Origin of the sequence: Roseovarius tolerans, assembly GCF_900109855.1 — a bacterium.
Taxonomy (GTDB): Bacteria; Pseudomonadota; Alphaproteobacteria; order Rhodobacterales; family Rhodobacteraceae; genus Roseovarius; species Roseovarius tolerans.
On the sequence record NZ_FOBO01000002.1, the window covers coordinates 1 to 25,002 of the forward strand.

Below are 25,002 nucleotides of genomic sequence, written 5' to 3' on the forward strand. Positions count from 1 at the left end.
CCGATGCTCGGTCACGTGAGAATCTCATTGAACGAGTTTTCCGCTATAATGCGCGAAGTTATCCTCTGCGTGAGAGCAACTTTACCTGACCGTGTGAGTTCCATGTCCTATCGCGGAAACGGGACGTTGTTCTGTGTGCTTGAAAAACAACTGAACGCTCCAAGAGACATGATCGAAAACGAGATCAACGCGCGTTTCCTGGCGGCATCCATCAACGCAAACTTCTCAAAAATGAGGATCTTCCTGGGAGATGCGATCCCACTAATAGCGACTTCAGACACTGACGTTCTGGATATCCTATGGTCAGCGGTCGACAGTGTTGAAGGACGGGTCGTCCAAAAAAGGGACACTGCTGCAATCGCAAGGCGGCTTTTGAGACGAAGCCTCTTATCTGAGGAACAGCACCGCCTTGAACGCAAAGCGTACAAATCGGTCATGAAAGACATGCTCCCAGACGTGAATGCTGATTCCTGGCTTCAAAAACTCTACAGTAGGTCCAATCGGTAAAACTGAGGGTGACCGGTCGACTCAGGCGTCGCACACGTCCAACTATACCAAGGCATTCATTGCGTTTGATGATTCATCTGATGACTCCGACAACGACTCCTGAGCTTCTTTTCGGGGTGTTTCAGCCCTCGCCAAACTCTGCGCGAAACTCAGGGTTCGTCAACGAACGGAGACCCTTCTTGTATTCAAGAAGCGCGGCTAAGGTACGGCGACGGCAAGACGCGTCAGAGGCTGACTTCGGGAGGGACTACCGCATCTGTGAAGAGGTGCAGGCCGGTGTGGATTCACTCGACGCAGACGACAGCATCCCCTTTGGTGACTATGAGGATGACGATGTGCTGTCCTCAATCGACGGTCGCCATCGCGTGAAAAGCGAGACACCAAGCGCAAGATCACACTATCACAAATCTGCTTCGACAAGGATGTGAGTATCGACAGTCACATGGGCAGAACACTCGCCTTGAGTATGGGCGCTTGCAGCCTCTGGTCCACCCTTGATCGACACCACCGCCACAGGAACACTGGCCAGATTAACCGTTAGGCGGCTTTTCCATCTGATGACACCTCATGTTTGAGAGTGTCGATGCCAAACTGAAACTCTGGAGCAGACATCGCTTGTGTCTGCTTTCCAGCCCTTTATGCTCGTAGCTATTATTCATTGCAAATTTACAGTCATTACAAAGCCGCTTTATTGTGTCGATAATTGTGTCCAAAACAAGTCCAAAGAAGGCCCACTCTAAAGACAGTATGTTTCTTTTTTTGCAACTGAATTACAATATGTGCGCTGTGCGCAATACAATTTATCTAAATATTGCACCGTGCGCTCGTCGACGCAACTAAGAACTAGTTCGTAGTTCTCAAAGAGTGTCAGGAATAAGGCAGCTACCAGTGCAAACCTGGCGTAGAATACCTGCAGCGTCCTTTTACATACGCAAAGCTTCACGAAGTTCACGCTTAAGGTGGTCCTATGTTCAGAAAAAGATCCATTCCCCAAAAAATTGCCCTGTGCATCGCCTTCGGTGCAGTGGCATCGCCGGCAGTTGCGGAGAAGCGCTGCACTGCGTGGACCGCTATGTTTGCAACATCAACCGAAGAACTCTGTGAATGTGATCGCGTGACCAAAGGCTTCGTCGCTCAAGTCCAAAGGCATTCCGAATTTGCCCGGATCTTGGAAGAAAGCCAGGCGTCTTGCTTCGGCCTCACGGTGATACTGACCGAGGTAACAACATTCTCGACAAGCACCAGCGTTGGCTTTGATGGCCCCGATGGCGGTGGTAACGGAAGTGCTGGTGGTGGCGGTTCCGGCGCTGGGGGTGGCCCTGGCGCTGGATCGACTAACTAAGCATGAAAGCAGGAAGCCATCGATGAAGCACACAAAGAAAGACTGAGTAAACTCGCAGTTGAGGCTTTCTATGCTGATGACAAGGCAATGATGCGCCTAAACCCTACCCTAGGAAGTGCCTAAGCCAAATTCAGGAGTTGTACTATGAAACCGTTGATATTTACCTGCGCGTTTTTTCTGTCCACTACAGCCGCTCTAGACGCCGCAACTATAAAGGGTACAGCCCAGGGGGAATGGACCTCCGTGGATGGCAGTTTCGGCTCCAACACAACAATTAGCGATGACACCGCAACTGTCACCTGGGGTGTCGAATGGGTAGACGACGTGACCTCGGACGCGGCTATTGGCGACTACGTCGGAGAAAATGATCCAGACAGCAACTACATGAGCTTTTCAAATGGTACGAATTGGTCTGCCTATGACGGAGGTCTGTTCTCGTTGGGCAGCTTCGAATATCGAAACGGAACCAGCTACTCGATCAGCCATGATTTTAAGGGAGCAAACCTGTCGATTGATGTGTCGCTCTCGGACCCACTGATCAGCGATATTCTCTCCTTCGAGTATGCGTTTGACGTTTTGACAACGACCAATGGTTTTGTGTCAGTGCCAAGCGACGCCGATACGCTATTCGTGGGGCAGGCTCCTGCTATCCAGCATTTCTTTGTCGGCGATCAGCGCTATCTGTTCGAAGTCCTTGGTCTTTCGTCGGATGGTGGAGCAACCTTCTCGAACGAGTTTGTGGTATACGAGGCATGGCAAAACGGTGAATGGCATGACGTCAGCCCGGCCCGCGCCGATATCTACGCCCGAATCTCACCCGCGGTAGTCCCGCTCCCGGCAACTTTGCCACTCTTGATAAGCACGCTTGGCGCGCTCGGATTTATCGCACGTCGCAAAAGCAAGGCTGCATAATCACTACCCAGAAGCTCTGGAATCGAAACCTAACCAAAGGTGGATTGTTATTGCTGGGCCAGCATTCTTCATCCAACGCGGAAGCCGCCGATCCATTGCTTGGGGTTGTCGGGGTTCTGCATCCTGAGAAACACATACCCGGACTTACGCCAAGTCAACATCTTATCTGTCAGGTTGTCCAACAACAGATCGCCCTTATCCGAACGGTAAACGAGAACGGCGTGGGGGACGCGCCGTCGATCAAGGACAGTTGCTAAAAGCAAACGATTTGGATTAACACCTAGGCGCACCAGTTCCATTTTTTTTTGCAAGGCGAAATCTTCGCAATCTCCGCCAGCGCTGGTTGGCAATGACCAACGCTCAGCAAGCCGATACTGCCGGTCATCGGATACCGCCCGCGTCGTCGCGTTTACCTTCGCATTCACTTTGTGCGCCAAGGCCAGTTCTGCCACAGAACTTAGGTTCCTCGCGGATTGCGCCGCGCAGGCCCATTGGTAGGTCTGGCAGATTGCGATTGCGCCTTTGGGTGAGGGCATGACCATTTGGGCCTGCAAGTAGCCATCGTTCGCCGCTGCCTTATGACCAATAAGCATGAACGGAAAACACAAAACAACGGCATGCCTAAGAATCAAACCTAAATAGTCGCAAAAAATCTCTCGCTTTATCTTTATCCATCCACTCATATCGGACCGTGATGCTCCCTTATTAGTGTTCTAGATACCGCTTAGGGTAGGAAAGATCATGTCAAGACTAGGACATAGAATGCGCTTTTTATAGACCCTTCATGTGTCACATCACGTGATGGCCATTGATGATTGTTGCAAGGACCTGAACTGGCCCCCATTTCGACCGGACACCTCGGTCTGACGAAGGAGGCTTAAGGATAGCCTAAAACACGTGCTTATGTCTGAGATAGAAATCATCGCCGATGGCGGTGCTCGTCGGCGCGGGTCCGAGGCTGATAAGCTGCGGATCGTGGGAGAGACGCTTTATGAGGGCGAGAGCATTTCTGCCGTTGCGCGTCGCAAGGGTTGAAGTGAGTCGAGAATTTTCGGCACATTTTTTCGTGCCCCCATCTATGTGTACGGGCGCGCGAAACTCCCCCTTGCCCCCTCTCCTCCGCTGCACCTCCGCTGCAGTCAGGCAACGCTTGCATGCAGATTCCGGGTGTTGATTTGCCGCCGGTGATGCAGTGTCTTGTTGCATTCCGCGTCACAAGCTGCCATGCATAACTTACTGACAACACAGGACATCTGACTTGTTCAGGTGCAAGTGACGGCAGTGGACTAAAGTGCATTGATACGCACGCAGAATAGGGTAGAGCGCTTCGTTTACACCGAAGATGTCGGGAGTTCGAGTCTCTCATCACCCACCAGTCTTATGATCACGATTGCCTTGGGTCGGTGGCGGGTGTTTCAAGTGGCCTGACACGGAACGCTGTCATATCCTGGCCCGGCAAGACCGTTGATTGCGGGTGCGGTATTCGCGTATCCAAGACATCTCAGCGCATGACCGACCCCGAAAGGCCGCCATCGTGACCATTCCCCAGATGCTGATTTTCTCGATCCTCGCGATCACCATGGGGCTGTTCCTGTGGGGCCGCCTTCGGCATGACGTCATAGCCCTCGCGGCACTGCTGGCGAGCGTGATCGCGGGGCTGGTGCCGACGGACACGGCGTTTGCCGGGTTCGGCCATCCGGCGGTGATCACCGTGGCCTGCGTGCTGATCCTCAGTCAGGGGTTGCAGAACACCGGCGCTGTGGACTGGCTGGCGCGCAGCGTGCTGCCGCGGGATGCGGGGCGGCTGACCGGCATGCTGGCACTGATGGGGCTGGGGGCCGTGCTGTCGGGATTCATGAACAACGTGGGCGCGATGGCGCTCTTGATGCCGGTGGCGGTGCAGTTGTCGAACCGGCTTGACCTGACGCCGGGACAGGTGCTGATGCCGCTGGCCTTCGGCACCATCCTGGGCGGCATGACGACGCTGATCGGGACGCCGCCGAACCTGATCGTCTCGGGCTTTCGGAACGAGGCCGGGCTGGGGCATTTCGCGATCTTCGATTTTGCCCCGGTCGGGGCGGCGGTCGCGGTGGTGGGCGTGATTTTCGTGGTGTTCGTCGGCTGGCGGCTGGTGCCTGCGCGGCAATCCGCGGCTGGTGAGAGCTTCGACACCGGGGCCTATTTCACGGAACTGCGTGTGCCGGAGAAAAGCAAGGCCGTCGGTCTGACCCTGCGTGCCTTTGAGCGTGAGATCGAGGACAGTGACGCGCAAATCGTGGGCCTGGTGCGCAACGAGGTGCGGATCACCGCGCCGCATGGCGGGCGGCGCATTCGCGCCAATGACATTCTGATTCTGGAGGCCGATGTCGATACGCTGGCGGAGGCGTTGTCGGTGTTCGGGATCGAACTGGAAGAACGGACGGCCTCGTCTGAGGATAAAGACGCGGCAGAAGAGAAGACGGCGCAGTCCGAAAGTCCCGACGACACGGATGAGGGAGAAGATGAGGGCCCGGCGCGCAATGATGAAATCGTGTTGCGCGAACTGGCGATCCTGCCGGGATCGACCATTGTCGGCCGGTCCGCGAATGACATGAAACTGCGCACGCGGTACGCGATCAACCTGCTGGCCGTGTCGCGTGCCGGACGCGCGCCGCGCACCCGATTGCGCACGCTGGAGCTGAAATCCGGTGACCTGTTGCTGGTTCAGGGGGCCTCGGATGCGGTGTCGGGGTTTGTGAATGACACAGGCTGCGTGCCGCTGGGCGCGCGCGATCTGCGCATCCCCGACACGCGCATGGCGATCATCGCGGGCGCGATCATGGTGGGGGCAATCGGCATCGTGACCTTTGGGTTGCTGCCTGCCGCGGTTGCCTTTGCGCTCGGGGTGCTGGCCTCGATGGTGCTGCGCACGGTGCCGCTGCGACAGGTTTACACCGCCATCGACTGGCCGGTGATCGTGCTGCTGGCGGCCCTGATCCCGGTTGCGGGCGCGATGCAGAGCACCGGGGCCGCCGACCTGCTGGCGCGGTTTCTGGTCGATACCATCGCGCAGGGTAATGCCGTGGTCGCCCTCGGTGTGGTGCTGATAACGACGATGTTCCTGTCGGACCTGATGAACAACGCCGCCACCGCCGCCGTGCTGTGTCCCATTGCTCTGGGGATATCCGATACGTTGGGTGTCAATCCCGACACATTCCTGATGGCCGTGGCGATCGGGGCGTCCTGTGCGTTCCTGACGCCCATCGGGCACCAGAACAATACCCTGATCCTCGGGCCGGGCGGGTTCCGCTTTGGCGATTACTGGCGATTGGGGCTGCCACTGGAAGTGCTGGTCGTGGTGGTCAGCCTGCCGTTGCTGCTGGTGGTCTGGCCGTTGTGACACCGTGTCGGGCTGGCGGCGCGCGGGGCTGCAAAGGGGCGTGCCTGTGTTTCCCTTCAGTTCGGTTTCGCGCTAGATCAGACCTATGGATATTGTTCTCATCACCACGGTGATCGCCTCGCTCTTCCTCGTGATCGGGGTGGCGGAGCCGTTGGCGGCGCGGTTGCGGCTGCCCTATAGCGTGATCCTTGCGACACTCGGTATCCTGATCGGCCTCGCGGCGGTGTTCTTTCTGCGCACGGAACTGACCGATGCGCTCAACCCGGTCGCGGAGGCGATCCTGGGCCTGCCGATCCGGTCCAACGTGTTTCTCTACGTGTTCCTGCCGACGCTGCTGTTTCAGGCCACGTTGGGCATGAACCTGCGGCGGATGCTGGATGACTGGGTGCCGATCCTCGTGCTGGCGGTGGTCGCGGTGATCGTGGCGACGCTGAGCGTGGGCTATGCGCTGTCCTGGGCGAGCACCTTGCCGCTGGCGGCCTGCCTGTTGATCGGGGCGATCGTGTCGACCACCGACCCGTCGGCGGTGGTGTCGATCTTTCGGTCGCTGTCGGCACCGCGCAGGCTGGCGCGGATCATCGAGGGCGAGAGCCTGCTGAACGATGCCGCTGCGATTGCGCTTTTCGGCCTGTTCATGGGGTTCGTGATGCTGGGGGTGCCCAATCCGAGCCTTGGCGATGCGCTGTCGCGGTTTCCGGTGCTGATCGCCGGGGGCGCGCTGACCGGCTGGTTGGCGGCACGGGTCGCGGTTTGGGTCATGGCGCTGTTCAGCCGTCATGAGCTGGCGCAGATCTCGATCTCGGTGGCGCTGCCCTATCTCGCCTATATCGGGGCCGAGCAGAGCGTCGGTGCCTCGGGGGTAATCGCGGTGGTCGCGGCCGGGCTGACCCTGAACCTGAGCGGGCCGGGCCGTCTGCCGCCGCAGGCCTGGACCAACCTGCGCGAGGTCTGGGACCTGCTGGCGCATTGGGCGGGGGCGCTGATCTTTATCCTGGCGGCGCTGCTGATCCCGCGCCTGCTGGAAGAGGTGAAAGCGAGTGATGTCGCGCTGGTCGGCGTGGTGATCCTCGCCGCGATCGCGGCGCGGGCGGTCATTCTGTTCGGGTTGTTGCCGCTGCTCACGGCGATGCGCGCCTCACCGCCTGTCGAGCGCCCCTACCGCGCCGCGATCCTGTGGGGCGGATTGCGCGGGGCGGTGACGCTGGCGCTGGCGCTGGCGGTGACCGAGAGTTTCCGGGTTCCCGTCGAGGTCAAACGGGTGGTCGGCATTCTTGCAACCGGATTTACGCTGTTCACGCTGATCGTGCAGGGCACGACCTTGCGGATGGTCATTCGCTGGCTGGGGCTAGACCGGCTGTCGCCGCTTGATGAGGCGCTGTCGCGGCAGGTGGTGGCGGTGGCGCTGCAGACCGTGCGCGAGGATGTCGCGCGCACGGCGGAGAATTACGACCTGTCACGCGATATCGTGCGATCCGAGGCCAAGCGGTTCGGCGAGCGTCTGGACGGGGCGGTGAAGCGCGCCGAGGCGAGCGCCGATATCCTTGACCGGGACCGGATCACGCTTGGCCTGATCGCGCTGGCGGGGCGGGAGCGCGACACCATTCTGGCGCGGGTGCGGGAGCGGACGATTTCGGCGCGCATGGCCGAGCAGGTGCTGTCGGATGCCGACCGGCTGATCGAGGGTGCGCGCAGCGACGGGCGCAGCGGCTATATGCGCGCGGCACGGCACATCGTCGCCTATGGCCGGGGCTTTCGCGTGGCAGTGGTGCTCAACCGCCGCCTCGGGCTGGCGCGGCCGCTGGCGCGGCTGACCGCCGACCGGTTCGAATTGCTGTTGTCGCAACGGCTGATCCTGCAGGATCTGGGTGAGTTCATTCGTGGCCGCATCCGGCGCATTCACGGCCGCCGGGTGGCGGAGTTGCTCAACGAGTTGCTGGCGCGCCGGGTCGAGATGCTGGAGACCGCGCTGGAGGGGTTGCGGCTGCAATATCCCGGATATGCCGAAGAGTTGGAGCGTCGGTTCATCCGGCGCACTGCGCTGCGGCTGGAAGAGCGTGAATACGCGACCATGCGCGAGGACGGGCTGATCGGATCGGAGGTCTATACCGCCCTGATGCAGGATGTCGCCGCGCGCCGCGCGCGGGCGGAGGTGCGCCCGAGGCTCGATATCGCGCTGCGGCGGGCCGAACTGATGAAGCAGTTTCCGCTGTTCGCCGAACTGGATGCGCGCGCGCAGAAGCGTCTCGCGCGGGTGCTGCACACCCGCTACGTGGATGCGGGTGATGTCGTGATCCGCAAGGACAGTACGGCCAAGCGGGTGTTCTTCATCGCCTCGGGGGCCGTTGAACTGGAGAGCGCAGGCCAGACATGGCGACTGGGCCGGGGCGAGATGTTCGGCCAACTGGCGCTTCTGATGAACAGGGTGCGCCGGGCCGAGGTGCGCGCGATTGCGCCTTCGACGTTCCTGGTGCTGGACGAGGACCGCTTTCGCCGCCTGTTGCGCCGCAGTGCTGCGCTGCGCGAGGCGGTGCGCGCCAGTGCCGAGAAACGCGGCATCGAGCCGGGCGACCTGCTGTCGAATCTCCCGGGGGATGGGGTCCGTGAAGCACCCGGATAACGTTTTGTTTTTGTTTGGAAGTTCGGAAATTCGCAGAGGGCGCTTGCGGTGCTGGAGCGAGCTTTTCAAGGGCGCGCGGTTGGGGCCGGGGCGCAGGGTCGAGAAAAATGAAATTTCGCGCATGGGGCGCTTGACGAGGGCCGGTCTGCCGCTTAGAAGCGCAACACGTCCGAGGGATCGGGCGGGCAGTGAGCGGTTGTAGCTCAGTTGGTTAGAGTACCGGCCTGTCACGCCGGGGGTCGCGGGTTCGAGCCCCGTCAACCGCGCCACCGCTGCCTTGAGACGATCCCGATGCGTGAGATGCGCGGTTGTAGCTCAGTTGGTTAGAGTACCGGCCTGTCACGCCGGGGGTCGCGGGTTCGAGCCCCGTCAACCGCGCCATTCTCATGATATTCCAAATGCTTGCGATGGTTGTCAGACCACCAGCACCGGCACCTCCGACAGCCCGGTTACCTTGTGCGAGACGCTGCCCAGCAGGTAGCCTTCCATCGAGCCCATGCCGCGACTGCCGATCACGATCAGGTCGTTGTCGTGCTCTTTGGCGAATTTGACGATGGTGCGCGAGGTGGGGCCGGATTTGATGAAGGCGCGGACCTCTGGAAAGCCCGCATCAATGGCGTGTTTCTTGGCGTAATCGGCGACCTCGGTGGCGTGGGCCGACATGATGTCATCGAGATTGCCGGGGTCGTTTGGGCGCACCATCGACAGCGAGGCCTCGAGCATCGAGTGGTGGCGATAGACCGTCAGGATGGTCAGCGCCGCCTCGGTGAGGCGGGCCACTTCCATGGCCTTGTCGAGCGCCTTTTCCGCATTGGGCGAGCCGTCGAAGGGCACAAGGATCGATTTGAACATGGTGTCCTCCTCGGGTTATTTCGCAAAGGCGAGATCGCGCAGGAAGAGGGCGATCTGCGGGAAGTAGATCAGCGCTACGGCCACCGATAGCAGGATGCAGATGAAGGGCGGCGTGCCGCGGATCACCTCCCAATAGGGCCGTTTGAAGACCGCGATGGCGGTGAAGATGTCACAGCCGAAGGGCGGCGTCGCCGAGCCGATGGCGACCTGAAGCGTGATGATCGTGCCGACAAGTACCGGGTCAAGGCCCACGGAGTCCACGACGGGTGCGAAGATCGGCACCATGACGAGGATCACCACGATGGGATCGACGAACATGCAGCCGACAAAGAACGCGATGGAGATCACGAAGAGCACGCCGACCTGTCCCATCTCGTCGATGCCGATGGAGCCGAGGATTTCCTGCGGGATCTGGGCAAAGGAAATCACCCAGGAAAATGCAGCCCCCACACCGACGAGGATGAACACCACCGCCGTGATCAGCCCGGTGGATTTCGCCGTGTCATAGACGCCCGAGAGGTCGAGCGAGCGAAACACCAGCACTTCGAGGATGAGCGCGTAGAGCACGCAGGCCGCCGCCGCCTCGGTGGGCGAGAAGATGCCGCCATAGATGCCGCCGATGATGATCGCCGGAAAGCCCAGCGGCCAAAGCGCGTATTGGATGGCGCGGGCGCGGTCGGGCCAGCTTGTCTTGGGTTCGGTGGGAACGTTGTTGCGCACCGCGTAGATCCACGAATAGATCGAGAAAAGCAGCAGGATCAGCAGCCCAGGCCCGATGCCCGCGATGAAGAGTTCCGCAATCGAGGTGTTGGAGACGACGCCGTAGATGATCATGCCGATGGAGGGCGGGATCAGGAAGGCGATGTCGGAGGAGTTGACGATTAGCGCGAGGATGAAGCTGTCGTTGTAGCCGGCCTTTTGCATCCGCGGCCGCAGCGGCGAGCCGATGGCAACCACCGTGGCCTGAGTGGAGCCCGAGACCGCGCCGAACATCGTGCAGGCCGCCGCCGTCGAGACCGCGAGCCCGCCCTTGAGGTGGCCGACGAAGGCCATCACGAGGTCGATGAGCCGCCCCGCCGATTGGCCGCGTGTCATGATGTCGGCGGCGAAGATGAACATCGGCACCGCGATCAGCGAGGCGGGGCGGATGCCCGCCATGATCTGCTGGATCATCGTTTCAAGCTGACCAAAGCCGCCAAAGAGCGTGTAGAAGCCGACGAAGGCCCCGACGATCAGGGGAATCATCATCGGAAAGCCCAGAAGCAGCAGGACGATCATGATCGAGAAAATCGTTGCGGCCATGGCTCAGACCTCCATCTCGTTGTCGTCATATCCCTCAAGCACGGCGGTCGAGAGGTAGATATCCTTGGACAGGATGTTCTTGATGGCCGTGAGCAGGTATTGCAGCCCGGTCATGAAGAAGCCCACCGGCACCCAGACGAGGGTGACCCAGACGGGAATTTGCAGCGAGGGCAGGACACGTCCGCGACCCGCCTGCGTCAGGATGTACTGGAACGAGTAGTAGCAAAGGCCCAGCATGAAGACGGCCGTCACCAGCGCGATCACGATCATCATGAGTTTGCGCACCTTGGGGGGCAGCGCGTCGTAGATCGCCGACATCCGAATGTGACGGCCCTGACGGGCGGCATAGCTGATGCCGGCGAAGGTGATCAGGATGATCAGGATGCGGTTGAGTTCCTCGGAGAAGAACAGGCTGTTCTGAAAGACAAAGCGACCGACCACATTGGCGACGGTGTTGGCGGCCATGAGCAGCACGCCGACGGCCAGCATGATCGCCTCGACGCGGGCGATCAGCGTGTCGATGGTGCCGAGAAAGCCGGGCAGCGTGGAGACATATGTATCTGGCGGAGGCAAGCCCCGGGCGTTTCGTTCCGGCGGTGCCGCGCCGTCCGTATCAGGCTTGTCGTTCACGGCTGACCCTCCCCGCGAAAATCATCTTTCGATTATGGGTGCGGGGGCGGCGCGATGTGTGCCGCCCCCGATGTGGTGCCGGTGTTATTCGGTCACGGCCTCGAGATCGGCCTTCAGTTGGTCGAGGATTGCCTTGCCGCTATCCCCGGTCATCTCGACGAACCGGTCTTCGACCTTTTCACCAGCCTCGATGAACGGCTGACGCTGCTCTTCGCTCAGCACGTTGATCTCGATCTCTGGCTTGGCTTCCTTGATCTTCTCGATGCTCTCTTCGTGCAGTCCTTGCTGGTAGTCGATGATATGATCGAACGCCACGTCGATGGCATCCTGCACGACCTGCTGTTCTTCATCCGAGAGACCTTCGTAGAATTCCTGATTGGCCATCACGGCAGTGGTAAAGTTGCTGTGGCCCAGGCAGGTGATGACCTCGGACACCTCATACATGTTGGCCGACCAGTTCCAGAACATCGGGTTTTCCTGACCCTGAATGATCCCGGTCTGGAGCGCGCCGTAAACCTCGCCCCATGGTAGCGGCGTGGGGGTCGCACCAAACGCCTGATAGCTTTCGACAAGCAGCGGGTTGGTCATCACGCGCACCTTGACCTCGTTGAGGTCGGCGGGTTCGGTCACTGGCTCCTGCGTGGTCACGCAGACCTCGCCTTCGGGGAACATGGTCAGAAGTTCCAGCCCCTGTTCGGCATAAAGCTCGGGGAACATCTCGTTGACCGCCTTGGAGGTACGGAAAAACTCGCCGAGTGCCTCGGTGTCCTGCGGTAGCAGATAGGGGACGAAAAACACCTGCGCCTCGGGGATGAGCGAGCCGGTGAAGCCCGGGCTCTGGTCGACGAATTGCAAAATCCCGGCCTGCGCCTGTTCCATCGTGTCGGCGGATTCGCCGAGCGTGCCATAGGGGAAGAGCTGCACCTGATGGTCGGAATTGGCCTCGACCTCTTCCTTGAATTTCTGGGCAAAGACGCCCTGCACGTCCTCGAGCGCCTCCTCGAAGGCGTAGCGCCAGGTATCGGCGGTCACGGCGGTCGCGCTGAGGGCCAGAATACTGGTGGTGGCGAGCGCCGTGACTGTGCGTTTTACGACTGTGGTCATGATGTTCTCCCAACTGTTAACAAATCCCTTTGAGCCTGTCGCGAACTGACCTCCATGTCAAATGGGAGTCGTAAGCCGTTATAAATATTTGGAATATGCTGTTTCGAGAGGGAGTCGTGCGTGTCGCTTTTGGCGCATTCCCGACGTTTTCTACGCGCGCGCGTCCGAGATAAACCGGCGCAGCGCGGCGATGGTGTCCGAGGGGTTGGTGTCGGGGAAAAAGTGCCCGCCGGGGATCGCCTGCGCCTGCATATGGCGGCATTTCGCGGCCCATGTGGCGGCCACGTCGTAGTGCTCGGCCATAGCTCCGGAGGCTCCGAAGAGGACGAGCGTGGGGCAGGGGATTAGCGCCTCGGAGTCCGCCTCGTCGTCGGCGATGTCGAGGGCAAGCGTTGCGCGGTAATCGTTGCACATGCCGCGAATCGTTTCCGGGTCGCGCCAGGCGGCGCGATAGTGCGCCAGTTGATCCGCATCGAAGGCATCGAGTTGCGCGCCGCCCCAGCCGAGCAGGCAGGACTGGAAATAGCGGTCCGGGTCGGCGGCGATCATGCGGTCGGGGAAAGGTTCGGGCTGGGCGAGGAAGAACCAGTGATAATAGGATTTCGCCACGGGCCAGCGCAGGTCCGAGAGCAGCGTGTGGGTGGGGATGATGTCCATCAGGGTGAGGGTCGTGACGCGGTCGGGCGCATCAAGCGTCAACCGATGCGCCACCCGCGCGCCGCGATCATGGCCGACAAGATCAAAGGTTGCGTGGCCGAGGCTGTCCATCAGTGCGAGCATCTCGTGCGCCATGGCACGGAAGCTGTAGGCGGCGAGGTCTTGCGGCTTGTTTGAGGCCCCATAGCCCGGCAGGTCGGGGCAGATCACGGTATGGGACTGCGCCAGCACGGGTGCGATATGGGCCCACATGGCGCGGGTCTGGGGAAAGCCGTGCAGGAGCAGGAGCGGTGGCCCCTCACCGCCGATGCTGTAGGCGAGGGGACCGCTTTGATTTTCGGTGAAGCCTGGGATCATTTGGCCCCACTCTTATTTGGCCAGAGCGTCAAGCACCCGTGCCCATGACCTGATGCCCTTGTGAAAGCTCTCGACATTGTATTTCTCGTTGGGTGAGTGGATGGCGTCATCCTCCTGCGCGAAGCCGATGAGCATCGCATCGAGCCCGAGAACCTCCTTGAAAAATCCCGCGATGGGGATCGAGCCGCCCATGCCGGTCAGCACCGCCTCGCGGTCCCATTCCGCGGTAAGCGCCTGACGGGCGGCCTCGAATTCGGGGCGGTCGGTGTTCATCACGGCGGCGGGTGAGCCGTCGAGATCCTGATTCCAGGTGATTTTCGCGTCGGGTGACAGCCGGTCCTCGACATGTTTGCGGATCTTGGTGCGCAGTTTGTCAGGGTCCATGTCGCCGACGAGGCGGCAGGTCAGTTTGCAATGCGCCTCAGACGGGATGACGGTCTTGGTGCCGGCCCCCTGATAGCCGCCCCAGAGGCCGTTGATTTCGAGCGTCGGGCGGGCCCATTGCTGCACGAGGGTGGAATAGCCCGCCTCGCCATGCGGCTGCGTCATGCCGACGGAAGATAGATATTCGTGCTCATCGAACCCGCAGTTTTCCCATTGGCGCAGCAACGTGTCGGGCACTTCGTGGACGCCCTCGTAGAAGCCCTCAATGGCGACGCGGCCCTGATCATCGTGGAACGAGGCGATGAGGCGGGAGATTTCGCGCAGGGGGTTGAGGGCGGGGCCGCCGTAATGCCCCGAATGCAGGTCGATGCGCGGGCCGGTTATGGTGAATTGGTCCTTGAGCATGCCGCGCAGTTGCGAGGCGATGGAGGGCACGCCGGGGGCAACCATCGAGGTGTCGCAGATCAGCGCGAGATCGGCGGTGAGTTCGGCGGTATTCTCGCGCATGAAGGGGATGAGCGAGGGCGAGCCTGATTCTTCCTCGCCCTCGAAGAAGAAGGTGATGCGGCAGGGCAGGGTGCCGGTCACGTCGCGGTAGGCGCGGCAGGCTTCGACGAAGGTCATCAGCTGGCCCTTGTCATCCGAGGCGCCGCGCGCGCGGATCACTTTTCCGTGCGGCGTATCCTCGATCTCGGGGGCGAACGGGTCAGTATGCCACAGGTCGAGCGGGTCGACCGGCTGCACGTCGTAATGGCCGTAAAAGAGCAGATGCGGCCCGGTGCTGCCCTCGGGCCCGGCGATATGGCCCACGACCATCGGGCGGCCCGGGGTGGGGCGTTTTTCTGCTTTGACGCCAAGGCTTTGCAAGTCATTTACCAGCCAGTCCGCCGCCGCCTCGCAGTCTGCGTCATAGGCCGGATCGGTGGAGATCGACGGAATGCGCAATAGCCCAGAGAGCCGGTCGAGGGCTTTGGGCAATTGGTCGTCGATGCGGGTGAGAACGGCGGAAAGGGACATGGCTGGCCTTTGGGTCTGGTCTATGTATTCTGGTGAGGGTAACAGGCCGCTCAGCACTGTCCAGCGAGTTGACACAGGTCAAGGAGGGCGGGGGCGGAAATTTGTAACCTGTTGTGTGAAAGGGATGTATATTATATGCATTCCAAATGTTGAATAAGTAGCGTAGAGCACGCTGCCAAAGACCCCGAGTGGTGGCCAAGGCTGCCCATGGGTGCCGAAGGGAAGGACCTGCCAGTGGATTACGCGGCCAAGCTGGATCAAGCGATCGAACGTCTGCACGACGAGGGGCGCTATCGCACCTTCATCGATATCGAGCGGAAGAACGGCAATTTCCCGCATGCCACCTGGCGCAAGCCGGATGGGAATGAGCAGCCGATCACGGTCTGGTGTGGCAATGACTACCTTGGCATGGGGCAGCATCCGGTCGTGCTGAGCGCGATGCATGAGGCGATTGACGCCACCGGTGCAGGATCGGGCGGCACGCGCAACATTTCCGGCACTACGGTCTATCACAAACGGCTGGAGGCGGAGCTGGCTGATTTGCACGGCAAGGAGGCGGCGCTACTGTTCACATCGGCCTATATCGCCAATGACGCGACGCTGAGCACGCTGCCCAAGCTGTTCCCCGGTCTGATCATCTATTCCGACGCGCTGAACCATGCCAGCATGATCGAGGGCGTGCGCCGCAATGGCGGGGCCAAGCGGATTTTCCGGCACAACGACGTCGCGCACCTGCGCGAGTTGATGGCGGCGGACGATCCGGACGCGCCCAAGCTGATCGCGTTCGAGAGCGTCTATTCGATGGATGGGGATTTCGGCCCTATTGAGGCGATCTGCGATCTGGCGGACGAGTTCGGCGCGCTGACCTATATTGACGAGGTTCATGCGGTGGGCATGTATGGTCCGCGCGGCGCGGGTATCTGCGAGCGGGACCGGCTGATGCACCGTCTGGACATCATCAACGGGACGCTGGCCAAGGCCTATGGTGTGATGGGCGGCTATATCGCGGCATCTGCAAAAATGTGCGATGCGGTGCGCAGCTATGCGCCCGGCTTTATCTTTTCGACGTCGCTCGCCCCGGCGCTGGCTGCAGGCGCTACCGCGTCGGTTGCATTTCTGAAGACGTCGGAGGGGCAAAAGCTGCGCGAGCAACATCAGACGCAGGCGAAGATCCTCAAGACCCGGCTGAAGGGTATGGGCTTGCCGCTGATCGACCACGGCAGCCATATCGTGCCGGTGATCGTGGGCGACCCGGTGCATACCAAAAAGCTGTCGGATATGCTGCTTGAGGGCCATGGCATCTACGTTCAGCCGATCAACTTTCCGACCGTGCCGCGTGGCACCGAGCGGCTGCGTTTCACGCCGTCTCCGGTTCATGGGCCGGACGAGATGGACGCATTGGTGCACGCGATGGACGCGCTCTGGAGCCATTGTGCGCTGAATCGCGCCGAATTGGCGGGATGACGCAAGCGGACGTGCATTAAACCTTGCGCTGTGTTAATCTCATCTAAAGATAAGGCCTATGGTCGAATCGTGAGATTCGTATGGGGCCAAGGGACACGCAAGAGGCACAGAGCGCATGATCGGGCGGCGTTTTTCGCGCAATGTCGAAACGGACGAGGCCGATATGCGCGGCTTCGACGCCTTTGAACTGCGTCTTGGTGACCTAATGCGCGGCGAACGCGCGACCCTCGGAAAATCCCTGTTGGATGTGGAACGCGAGTTGCGGATCAAGGCCAATTACGTGGCCGCGATTGAGAATGCCGACCCGTCCGCCTTTGACACGCCCGGTTTCATTCCCGGCTATGTTCGGTCCTATGCACGCTATCTGGGCATGGATCCGGATCAGGCGTTCACGACATTCTGCGCCGAGTCGGGTTTTTCCATCGCGCATGGCATGTCCGCCGAGGCCTCGTCCATTCGCAAGCCCGGCGCGATGCCGGTGCGCAAGACGAGGGCGCAGGACCCGCTGATCGCGCCGAACACGCCGTTCCTGCCGGCCTCCGAGAGTTTTCTGGCGCGGATCGAGCCGGGGGCGATCGGATCGGCGCTGGTGCTGGTCGCATTGATCGGTGCCATCGGCTATGGCGGCTGGAGCGTGCTGCGACAGGTGCAGCAGGTTCAGCTTGCGCCGGTCGAGAATACGCCGGTCGTGCTGGCTGATCTTGACCCCCTGAGCGGGGCCGCGGTGACGCGTGACGAGGCGTTGGCCGATGCGGGCGATGCGGCGGGAGTGTTTCAGCCACCGCGCGATGAGCGTCTGAGCCGTCTTTACCGCCCCAAGGCACTGGATGTGCCAGTGATGGTGGCGCGTGATGCACCGATTTCCACGCTCGACCCGCGCGAGGTGGGCACGCTGAGCCCGACCGCGCCCGAGGCGGACCGCGCAAGCGGGATCGAACTCGCCCTGCGTGAGGCGCAGGGGTTTGGCACTGACGCGTTGGCCACCCCAAAGGTTGTTGCCGACGGCCCGCCCGATTTGCAGGTCGTGGCTGTGCGCCCGGCCTGGGTGCGGGTGCGCGGGGCCGATGGCAGCGTGATTTTCGAAGGCATTCTGAATGCGGGCGATACCTATGACGTGCCCGCCACCGAAGAACCGCCGACCCTGCGGGTGGGCGAATCGGGGGCCGTGTATTTTGCCGTGAACGGTCAGCATTACGGGCCTGCGGGGGCGCGCGGATCAGTGACATCCGACCTTGCACTGACGCCGGAGACACTGACCGAACGCTATTCCGTGGCGGATATCTCGGCCGATCAGGATCTCATGCAATATGTCGCCGAACTCACGACGGACCCTGCCGCTCAGGACTGAGCCGCAACGCATGATTGCCCCGAGGGCCCTGGCGTATTATCTGTACCGGTGACAGCCACTCTCAGACCAAACGGGGCCAAAGCGATGTCGCTCAACCATATCCGCCCGTGGCGCAATATCTATCGCCGCAAATGCCGTCAGATCATGGTGGGCAATGTCCCCGTGGGCGGTGATGCGCCGATTTCCGTGCAGACCATGACCAACACGCTGACCACGGATGTGGCGGGCACGGTGGCACAGATTCAGGCCGCTGCCGAGGCGGGGGCGGACATCGTGCGGGTGTCGGTGCCGGATGAGCTGTCTGCCAAGGCGCTGAAGGAGATCGTGCGCGAAAGCCCGGTGCCGATCGTCGCCGACATTCATTTCCACTACAAACGCGGGATCGAGGCCGCTGAGGCCGGGGCCGCCTGTCTGCGGATCAACCCGGGCAACATCGGCGATGAGCGCCGTGTGCGCGAGGTGATCTCGGCGGCGCGCGATCACGGCTGCTCGATGCGGATCGGGGTGAATGCCGGAAGCCTTGAGAAGCATCTGCTGGATAAATACGGCGAGCCGTGCCCCGATGCGATGGTTGAGTCGGGGCTGGAGCATATCCGCATCCTGCAGGACAACGATTTCCACGAATTCAAGATCAGTGTGAAGGCATCGGATGTGTTCATGGCTGCCGCTGCCTATCAGCAACTGGCCGAGGCCACGGACGCGCCGATCCACCTCGGGATCACCGAGGCGGGGGGGCTGACCTCGGGCACGATCAAGAGCGCGATCGGTCTGGGCAACCTTCTGTGGATGGGCATCGGCGACACGATCCGGGTGTCCCTCTCTGCCGACCCGGTGGAAGAGGTCAAGGTCGGCTACGAGATCCTGAAATCCCTCGGGCTGCGGCATCGCGGCGTGAACATCATCTCTTGCCCGTCCTGTGCGCGGCAGGGCTTTGACGTCATCAAGACCGTCGAGGCACTGGAAGAGCGGTTGGAGCATATCAAGACGCCGATGAGCCTGAGCATTATCGGCTGCGTGGTGAACGGCCCCGGCGAGGCGCTGATGACGGATGTCGGCTTTACCGGCGGCGGTGCGGGCAACGGCATGGTCTATCTGGCGGGCAAGCAAAGCCACCGGATGGATAACGCGCAGATGATCGACCACATCGTCGAACAGGTCGAGAAACGCGCCGCCGAGATCGAGGCAGAGAACGCGGCGCAGGCGGCGGAATAGAGCCTCTGACGTCCTCGGCCTGCGCCGCTCTCCACGGCTGATAAGTTAACAAAACGTAATTATTGCGGGCGTTTACACGGCGGTCTTCATTGATCTTGCGCGCGGTGTCGCGTATAGGTTGTGCCATGCTGGACGAATTGGGCGAGCGGCCCCGGGTGATGCCCGGAGGCCGCTTTTTTGCGTCGGCACGGCGGAGGCGCTCAACAACGGCATCAGACAATCGCACGAGGCATGAGCACGCATGGTTTTGATCACCCCCGATGAGGGGCCTACGGGCCTGACCACCTCCATCAACGCGCTGGAGGGCCAATTGGCGGATATGCGTCAGGAACTGGAAGACCTGTATCACCGGATCAAGGCCGGGGATCTCGATGAACTGAAGAGCGCGACCAAGGCCACCGCCGAGATCCGGCAATGGCTGAAGATCGCGATAGAAGCGGAGGCGCAACTTGACAAACGCAAACGACACGAGCGTGGCATCGCCCACGGATACGCCATTGATTTCGACGCCGCCCGAGATGAGATCGGGTGCCGCATGGATCGTCTCAGAAGGGCAAGATGTTCTGGACCAGTTCCTCGATGCCCTGACTGAGGGGCAATTTCTGGCGCTGCCCTATATCTTCGAGTTCTGGGCGCTGGCGCATCAACTGCCCCCCGAGGGCGACTGGCGCACGTGGATGATCATGGGGGGGCGCGGCGCGGGCAAGACGCGGGCCGGGGCGGAATGGGTGCGCGCCCAAGTCGAGGGGGCGCGGCCATTGGACGTGGGGCGGTGCAAGCGGTTGGCGCTGGTGGGCGAGACCATTGATCAGGTGCACGAGGTGATGATTTTCGGCGAGAGCGGCATCGTCGCCTGTTCGCCGCCCGACCGGCGGCCAGAATGGCAGGCGACGCGCAAGCGTCTGATCTGGCCCAACGGCGCGATTGCGCAGGCGTTTTCGGCGCATGATCCCGAGGGTCTGCGCGGACCGCAATTCGACGGGGCTTGGGTGGATGAGCTGGCCAAGTGGAAGAAGGCGCGCGAAACTTGGGACATGCTGCAATTCGGGCTGCGACTGGGGGACGATCCGCGCGTCTGCGTGACCACGACCCCGCGGAATGTGGGCGCGCTCAAGGATATTCTGGCGGCCTCCAGCACGGTGGTGACGAGCGCCCCGACCGAGGCCAATGCGGCCTATCTGGCCGAGGGCTTTCTGGAAGAGGTGCGCGCGCGCTATGCGGGCACACGGCTGGGGCGGCAGGAACTGGACGGGGTACTGGTCGATGCGGCCGAGGATGCGCTCTGGACGCCCGCGATGCTCGAGGCGGGACGGGTGGAGGCCGCGCCCGATCTGGACCGGATCGTGGTGGCGGTCGATCCGCCGGTGACCGGGCATGCGGGCTCGGACGAATGCGGCATCGTGGTCGTGGGCGCCGTCACGCGCGGCCCGGTGCAGGACTGGCGCGCCTATGTGCTGGCGGATGCAAGCGTGCGGGCGGCAAGCCCTGCAAGCTGGGCCAGTGCCGCCATTCGCGCGATGGAGCAGTGGGGGGGGCGAATGGCTGGTGGCCGAGGTCAACCAGGGTGGTGATCTGGTCGAGCAGGTGGTCCGGCAGGTCGACCCGCTGGTGCCGTTCCGGTCGGTGCATGCCAGCCGGGGCAAGGTCGCGCGCGCCGAGCCGGTGGCGGCGCTTTACGAGCAGGGGCGGGTGCATCATCTGCGGGGCCTGGGCGCGCTGGAGGATCAGATGTGCGCGATGACCACGCGTGGTTATGAGGGCAAGGGCAGGCCCGACCGGGTCGATGCGCTGGTCTGGGCGCTGACCGACCTGATCGTCGAGCCGGGGGCCAAGTGGCGACGGCCAAGCGTGAGAGTGATATGACCGGCCCCAGCGCCTTGTGCGGTGGCTTTTGCCGGTTCCGATGCCCGGCAGGGTGTCGGGAGCACATGCCGCGTCGTCCGGATATATGAGGGGTGGAGATTGGTTTGGTAGGCCTGAGGGCATGGCTCTTTTATGGGTGTTTAATGCGTTACGTTGGCTAACCTTAGCGGAAGTGCAGTTGATGTCATTAGATGATTTACCATTCTGGCTAACCCTATGACTTGCTTACGTGCGTCCGAATATGAGGTGGGTGCCGAGTTATTTCGCGCCACCCTTTGGGATGGTTCATTCGAAGCGTTGAAGGAAACAAATGGCCGGTTCTGAGATCGTAATGCTTCGTGCAGTTCTATAGCGTCTCTGAGGATTAGGTCGGCATTTTCTAGTGCCTCATTCACACCGCGACTACTGATCCTCTCAGACACATACCGGAGTTCCTTCTGCTTGTTGGTGAAGTAGTGCTCTACTTCCAACTGTCCGGATGAGTGAAACTTCCATGCCCCATGAGCTGCCATGTTGCGGTTCGCCAGACCAATCTCGATGCGATTTGCAAGCATGAGCATACGTATGCCCAAGTTAACGTGGCACTTTGTTCCCGCTGTCCGAAGACGTTTGACTATTCCACGAGTTTGTGACTTGAGACGCACGTATGCATCAATTTGCGCTCGCGAGGATGGGTCAACACCATCGACCATTTGAACTATTCGCCACATAACAAGTTCTATGTGAGCACAAGTCTGAAGGTAAACACCTTGCTTCAACAAGAACTCCGAAGGCAAGAGTTGTTCAACAAAGCAACGCATATACGCCTTCCGCAAGTGTGTATTTCGTTTGTAGTCCTGAAATGACTACAACATACAAGAAAAAACAAGGGCTTAGACGAATAGTGGCTAACGCAACCGAGGTTAGCCAACACTCCAAGTTCGGAAAACCTAGTCTTTTCGACCCTTTGTTTTGGGTTGGTAGGCCCGGAGGGACTCGAACCCCCAACCAAAGCGTTATGAGCGCTCTGCTCTAACCAATTGAGCTACAGGCCCGACCTGTTGTTCCTCGTAAGTGCAGCCCGAAGGGAGGTCAAGGCTTTGACGTTGCGTGGCGCGCGCTGATGGGCTAACGGGAGGCGCATTCAGCCGATGAGGACCGCCATGACCGACAAGCGAAACGGGATCACCTATGCCGAGGCCGGTGTCGATATCGACGCGGGAAATGCCCTTGTGGAGCGGATCAAGCCTGCTGCCAAGCGTACCGTACGTCCGGGTGTGATGGCTGGTCTTGGCGGGTTCGGCGGACTATTTGATCTCAAGGCGGCGGGCTATTCCGATCCGGTTCTGGTCGCGGCCACGGATGGCGTCGGCACCAAGCTGCGGATTGCGATCGACACCGGCCATGTGGATGGCGTGGGCGTCGATCTGGTGGCGATGTGCGTCAATGACCTGATTTGTCAGGGTGCGGAGCCGCTGTTTTTCCTGGATTATTTCGCGACGGGCAAGCTGGAGCTTGATCAGGCGACGCGGATCATCGAGGGGATCGCGAAGGGCTGTGAAGGCTCTGGTTGCGCGCTCATCGGGGGTGAGACGGCGGAGATGCCGGGCATGTATCCGGCGGGCGATTTCGATCTGGCGGGTTTTGCCGTGGGCGCGATGGAGCGTGGCCATGAGTTGCCCGCGGGCGTGGCCGAGGGCGATGTCCTGTTGGGGCTCGCGTCGGACGGGGTGCATTCCAACGGCTACAGTCTGGTGCGGCGGATCGTCGAGATGTCGGGGCTCGGCTGGGACGATGCCTGCCCCTGGGCCGAGGGCAGTCTGGGTGCGGCGTTGCTGACGCCGACGCGGCTCTATGTGCGGCCCGTGCTGGAGGCGACCGCCAAGGGCGGCGTGCATGCGCTGGCGCATATCACCGGCGGAGGGCTGACCGAAAACCTGCCGCGCGTCCTGCCCGAGGGCACCGGGGCCGAGATCGACCTTGGGGCATGGGATTTGCCGGGCGTGTTCCGCTGGCTCGCCGAGACGGGCGGAATGGCGGAGGGCGAATTGCTCAAGACCTTCAATGCCGGGATCGGTATGGTCGTGGCGGTGGACCCCGCACAGGTCGAGGTGGGCGAGGCGGTGCTGCAAGGCGCGGGCGAGACTGTGCACCGGATCGGGCATGTGACGGCGGGCGAGGGGACGGTGCGCTACGCGGGCCGTCTGCTTTGACCAAGCGGGTTGCGATCTTTCTGTCGGGGGGCGGCTCGAACATGCGCGCCCTCGTTGAGGACATGGCGGGCGATCATCCCGCGCGGCCCGCGCTGATCCTGTCGAACAACGCCGGGGCTGGTGGCATCAGTTGGGCAAAGGAGCGCGGGATCGCCACCGAGGTGGTGGATCACCGGCCGCATGGGCCTGATCGCGCGGCGTTCGAAGCCGAAATCACGGCGCGGATCGCACCCCATGAGATCGACATCATTTGCCTTGCGGGCTTCATGCGGGTTCTGACGGCGGGGTTCGTGACGCCCTGGCAGGGGCGGATGATTAACATCCATCCGTCGCTCTTGCCGAAGTATCGCGGGTTGAGCACCCATGCGCGTGCCATCGAGGCGGGTGAGCGCGAGGCAGGCTGTACCGTGCACGAGGTGACGGCGGAACTCGATGACGGCCCGATCCTTGGGCAGGCGCGCGTCGTGGTGCGCCCTGATGACACGCCCGATCGGCTGGCGGCGCGGGTGCTGGAGCAGGAACATATCCTTTACCCGATGGTTCTGCGCCGCTTCGCGGCGGGCGACAAGAGCCCGGTTTATTTGCCCTGACGGGGCAGGTGGCAGGCGTTTGCAATCGTCGCAATCTCGTCTATAGCTGGGGTACGGGGGTGGCGCAGAGTATACGAGACAAGAAAAGAGAAGACACCTTACCCCATGAAAACCATCACCAAGACTGACGATCTCGCGGCGTTCTGCGCCAAGGCGAAACAGCACCCTTACGTCACCGTGGACACGGAATTCCTGCGCGAGCGCACCTATTATTCCAAGCTGTGCCTCGTGCAGCTTGCGGTGCCGGGCAAGGAGGACGACTGCGCCGTTCTGGTTGATCCGCTGGCGGGCGAGGGCCTGTCGCTGGAACCGCTTTACGAGTTGTTCCGCGATACCTCGGTGGTCAAGGTGTTCCACGCCGCGCGGCAGGATCTGGAGATTTTTCAGGTCGAGGCCGGGGTGATCCCCGCGCCGCTCTTCGATACTCAGGTGGCGGCGATGGTCTGCGGTTTCGGCGAGCAGGCGGGCTATGAGACGTTGGTCAAAAAGATCGCCAAGCAGTCGCTCGACAAGAGTTCTCGGTTCACCGACTGGTCGCGGCGCCCGCTGACCGATGCGCAAAAGACCTATGCCCTGGCCGATGTGACGCATTTGCGGGGGATCTACGAGTTTCTTGCCAAGAAGCTGGCCAGCACTGGCCGCGACAAGTGGGTCGAGGAAGAACTGAGCGTGCTCACCGACCCCGAGACCTATCGCACCGAACCCGGAGAGGCGTGGCGGCGGATCAAGACGCGCAACACCTCGCCGCGATTCCTCGCGATTCTGCGTGAGCTGGCGCGGTTCCGCGAGGAGTATGCGCAGAGCCGCAATATCCCGCGCAACCGGGTCTACAAGGATGACGCGCTTCTGGAACTGGCCGCGACCAAGCCACAGAATGTTCAGGATCTGGGGCGGTCCCGTCTGCTGTTGCGCGAGGCGCGCAAGGGTGACGTCGCCGATGGCATCCTGGCCGCAGTCAAGTCCGCGCTGGACTGCCCAACCGAAGATCTGCCCAAACCCGACAAGATGGCGGATCGTCAACAGATCAACCCGGCGCTCGCGGATTTGCTCCGCGTGCTGCTCAAGGCCAAGAGCGATACATATGGCGTGGCACCCAAGCTGATCGCCAGCGCCGCCGATCTTGATGCGATGGCGGGCGGTGATCGCGACGTGGCGGCGCTGCGGGGCTGGCGCAGGGATGTGTTCGGTCAGGACGCGCTCCGGCTCTGCGAAGGCGAGATCGGACTGGCAGTGAAGGGCAGTGCGGTGGAGCCGGTCGAAATCTAAGCGATCC

At 61.5% G+C, this 25,002-nt stretch carries 19 protein-coding genes, 3 tRNA genes and 2 pseudogenes; 16 read left to right on the forward strand and 8 right to left on the reverse strand.

The annotated features are described in order from the left end of the window. From BMX04_RS01775 to BMX04_RS01780, 3 genes are all read left to right on the forward strand, one after another. On the forward strand, positions 1-507 hold a 507-nt coding region (locus BMX04_RS01775; RefSeq protein ID WP_217644424.1), incomplete at its 5' end, for a hypothetical protein. 967 nt (positions 508-1,474) lie between these two features. Continuing rightward, complete coding sequence (locus BMX04_RS18980; protein ID WP_139194471.1) at positions 1,475-1,849, forward strand: hypothetical protein; 375 nt, start codon at positions 1,475-1,477, stop codon at positions 1,847-1,849. Between the two features lie 144 nt (positions 1,850-1,993). After that, on the forward strand, positions 1,994-2,761 hold the full coding sequence (locus BMX04_RS01780; RefSeq protein WP_074784728.1) for a choice-of-anchor K domain-containing protein: 768 nt from the start codon (positions 1,994-1,996) through the stop codon (positions 2,759-2,761). Positions 2,762-2,829: 68 nt separating this feature from the next. On the opposite strand, the gene BMX04_RS01785 is transcribed toward BMX04_RS01780, so the two are convergent. After that, entirely contained in the window at positions 2,830-3,444 is a 615-nt protein-coding gene (locus BMX04_RS01785; RefSeq protein WP_083398053.1) for a transglutaminase-like cysteine peptidase, read from the reverse strand. Positions 3,445-3,664: 220 nt separating this feature from the next. Here BMX04_RS01785 and BMX04_RS18985 point away from each other — a divergent pair. From BMX04_RS18985 to BMX04_RS01805, 5 genes and pseudogenes are all read left to right on the forward strand, one after another. After that, a pseudogene (locus BMX04_RS18985) lies at positions 3,665-3,793 on the forward strand (IS3 family transposase); the annotation flags it as partial. 502 nt (positions 3,794-4,295) lie between these two features. Continuing rightward, complete coding sequence (locus tag BMX04_RS01790; RefSeq protein ID WP_074784965.1) at positions 4,296-6,140, forward strand: SLC13 family permease; 1,845 nt, start codon at positions 4,296-4,298, stop codon at positions 6,138-6,140. Between the two features lie 85 nt (positions 6,141-6,225). Then, complete coding sequence (locus BMX04_RS01795) at positions 6,226-8,757, forward strand: cation:proton antiporter (RefSeq protein ID WP_074784730.1); 2,532 nt, start codon at positions 6,226-6,228, stop codon at positions 8,755-8,757. Positions 8,758-8,949: 192 nt separating this feature from the next. After that, positions 8,950-9,026: transfer RNA gene (locus BMX04_RS01800), tRNA-Asp, on the forward strand. Between the two features lie 35 nt (positions 9,027-9,061). Then, positions 9,062-9,138 (forward strand) — tRNA-Asp (locus BMX04_RS01805). 33 nt (positions 9,139-9,171) lie between these two features. Here the strand turns inward: BMX04_RS01805 and BMX04_RS01810 are convergent. From BMX04_RS01810 to BMX04_RS01835, 6 genes are all read right to left on the reverse strand, one after another. Further along, positions 9,172-9,609 carry a universal stress protein gene (locus BMX04_RS01810; protein WP_074784732.1) on the reverse strand — a complete coding sequence of 146 codons (438 nt, stop codon included), beginning with the start codon at positions 9,607-9,609 and terminating at the stop codon, positions 9,172-9,174. 15 nt (positions 9,610-9,624) lie between these two features. After that, positions 9,625-10,911 carry a TRAP transporter large permease gene (locus tag BMX04_RS01815; RefSeq protein ID WP_050662539.1) on the reverse strand — a complete coding sequence of 429 codons (1,287 nt, stop codon included), beginning with the start codon at positions 10,909-10,911 and terminating at the stop codon, positions 9,625-9,627. A 3-nt stretch (positions 10,912-10,914) separates the two neighbouring features. After that, positions 10,915-11,484, reverse strand: a complete 570-nt coding sequence (locus BMX04_RS01820) for a TRAP transporter small permease (protein ID WP_074784966.1) — start codon at positions 11,482-11,484, stop codon at positions 10,915-10,917. 141 nt (positions 11,485-11,625) lie between these two features. Continuing rightward, positions 11,626-12,645 carry a TRAP transporter substrate-binding protein gene (locus tag BMX04_RS01825; protein WP_074784734.1) on the reverse strand — a complete coding sequence of 340 codons (1,020 nt, stop codon included), beginning with the start codon at positions 12,643-12,645 and terminating at the stop codon, positions 11,626-11,628. 150 nt (positions 12,646-12,795) lie between these two features. Then, positions 12,796-13,659, reverse strand: coding sequence for an alpha/beta fold hydrolase (locus BMX04_RS01830; protein ID WP_074784736.1), 864 nt, complete (start codon positions 13,657-13,659; stop codon positions 12,796-12,798). Positions 13,660-13,671: 12 nt separating this feature from the next. Next, on the reverse strand, positions 13,672-15,060 hold the full coding sequence (locus tag BMX04_RS01835) for a M20/M25/M40 family metallo-hydrolase (protein WP_074784738.1): 1,389 nt from the start codon (positions 15,058-15,060) through the stop codon (positions 13,672-13,674). A gap of 234 nt (positions 15,061-15,294) precedes the next feature. Between BMX04_RS01835 and hemA the strand changes: the two genes are divergently transcribed. The 5 genes and pseudogenes from hemA to BMX04_RS01860 all read left to right on the forward strand — a co-directional run bounded on the left by hemA (position 15,295) and on the right by BMX04_RS01860 (position 20,947). Then, positions 15,295-16,524: a 5-aminolevulinate synthase gene (gene hemA / locus BMX04_RS01840; protein ID WP_074784740.1), complete on the forward strand. Its 1,230-nt coding sequence runs from the start codon at positions 15,295-15,297 to the stop codon at positions 16,522-16,524. Between the two features lie 115 nt (positions 16,525-16,639). Further along, positions 16,640-17,872 carry a helix-turn-helix domain-containing protein gene (locus BMX04_RS01845; protein WP_074784742.1) on the forward strand — a complete coding sequence of 411 codons (1,233 nt, stop codon included), beginning with the start codon at positions 16,640-16,642 and terminating at the stop codon, positions 17,870-17,872. Positions 17,873-17,956: 84 nt separating this feature from the next. Then, complete coding sequence (gene ispG / locus BMX04_RS01850; RefSeq protein ID WP_074784744.1) at positions 17,957-19,084, forward strand: flavodoxin-dependent (E)-4-hydroxy-3-methylbut-2-enyl-diphosphate synthase; 1,128 nt, start codon at positions 17,957-17,959, stop codon at positions 19,082-19,084. Between the two features lie 241 nt (positions 19,085-19,325). Beyond that, positions 19,326-19,676, forward strand: a complete 351-nt coding sequence (locus tag BMX04_RS01855; RefSeq protein ID WP_050662532.1) for a hypothetical protein — start codon at positions 19,326-19,328, stop codon at positions 19,674-19,676. Then, positions 19,603-20,947: pseudogene (locus BMX04_RS01860) on the forward strand (DNA-packaging protein). The gene BMX04_RS01855 and the pseudogene BMX04_RS01860 overlap by 74 nt, the downstream one beginning before the upstream one ends. A gap of 957 nt (positions 20,948-21,904) precedes the next feature. On the opposite strand, the gene BMX04_RS01865 reads toward BMX04_RS01860, so the two are convergent. Further along, positions 21,905-21,981, reverse strand: a tRNA-Ile gene (locus tag BMX04_RS01865). Between the two features lie 108 nt (positions 21,982-22,089). Between BMX04_RS01865 and purM the strand changes: the two genes are divergently transcribed. The 3 genes from purM (at position 22,090) to rnd (ending at position 24,995) form a co-directional block, all read left to right on the forward strand. Beyond that, complete coding sequence (gene purM, locus BMX04_RS01870) at positions 22,090-23,139, forward strand: phosphoribosylformylglycinamidine cyclo-ligase (RefSeq protein WP_074784746.1); 1,050 nt, start codon at positions 22,090-22,092, stop codon at positions 23,137-23,139. Then, the gene (gene purN / locus BMX04_RS01875; protein WP_074784748.1) at positions 23,136-23,729 is read left to right on the forward strand and encodes a phosphoribosylglycinamide formyltransferase; all 594 of its coding nucleotides are present in this window, start codon (positions 23,136-23,138) and stop codon (positions 23,727-23,729) included. Before purM ends, purN begins: the two co-directional genes overlap by 4 nt. A 105-nt stretch (positions 23,730-23,834) precedes the next feature. After that, entirely contained in the window at positions 23,835-24,995 is a 1,161-nt protein-coding gene (gene rnd / locus BMX04_RS01880; RefSeq protein WP_074784750.1) for a ribonuclease D, read from the forward strand. Positions 24,996-25,002: the final 7 nt, after the last annotated feature.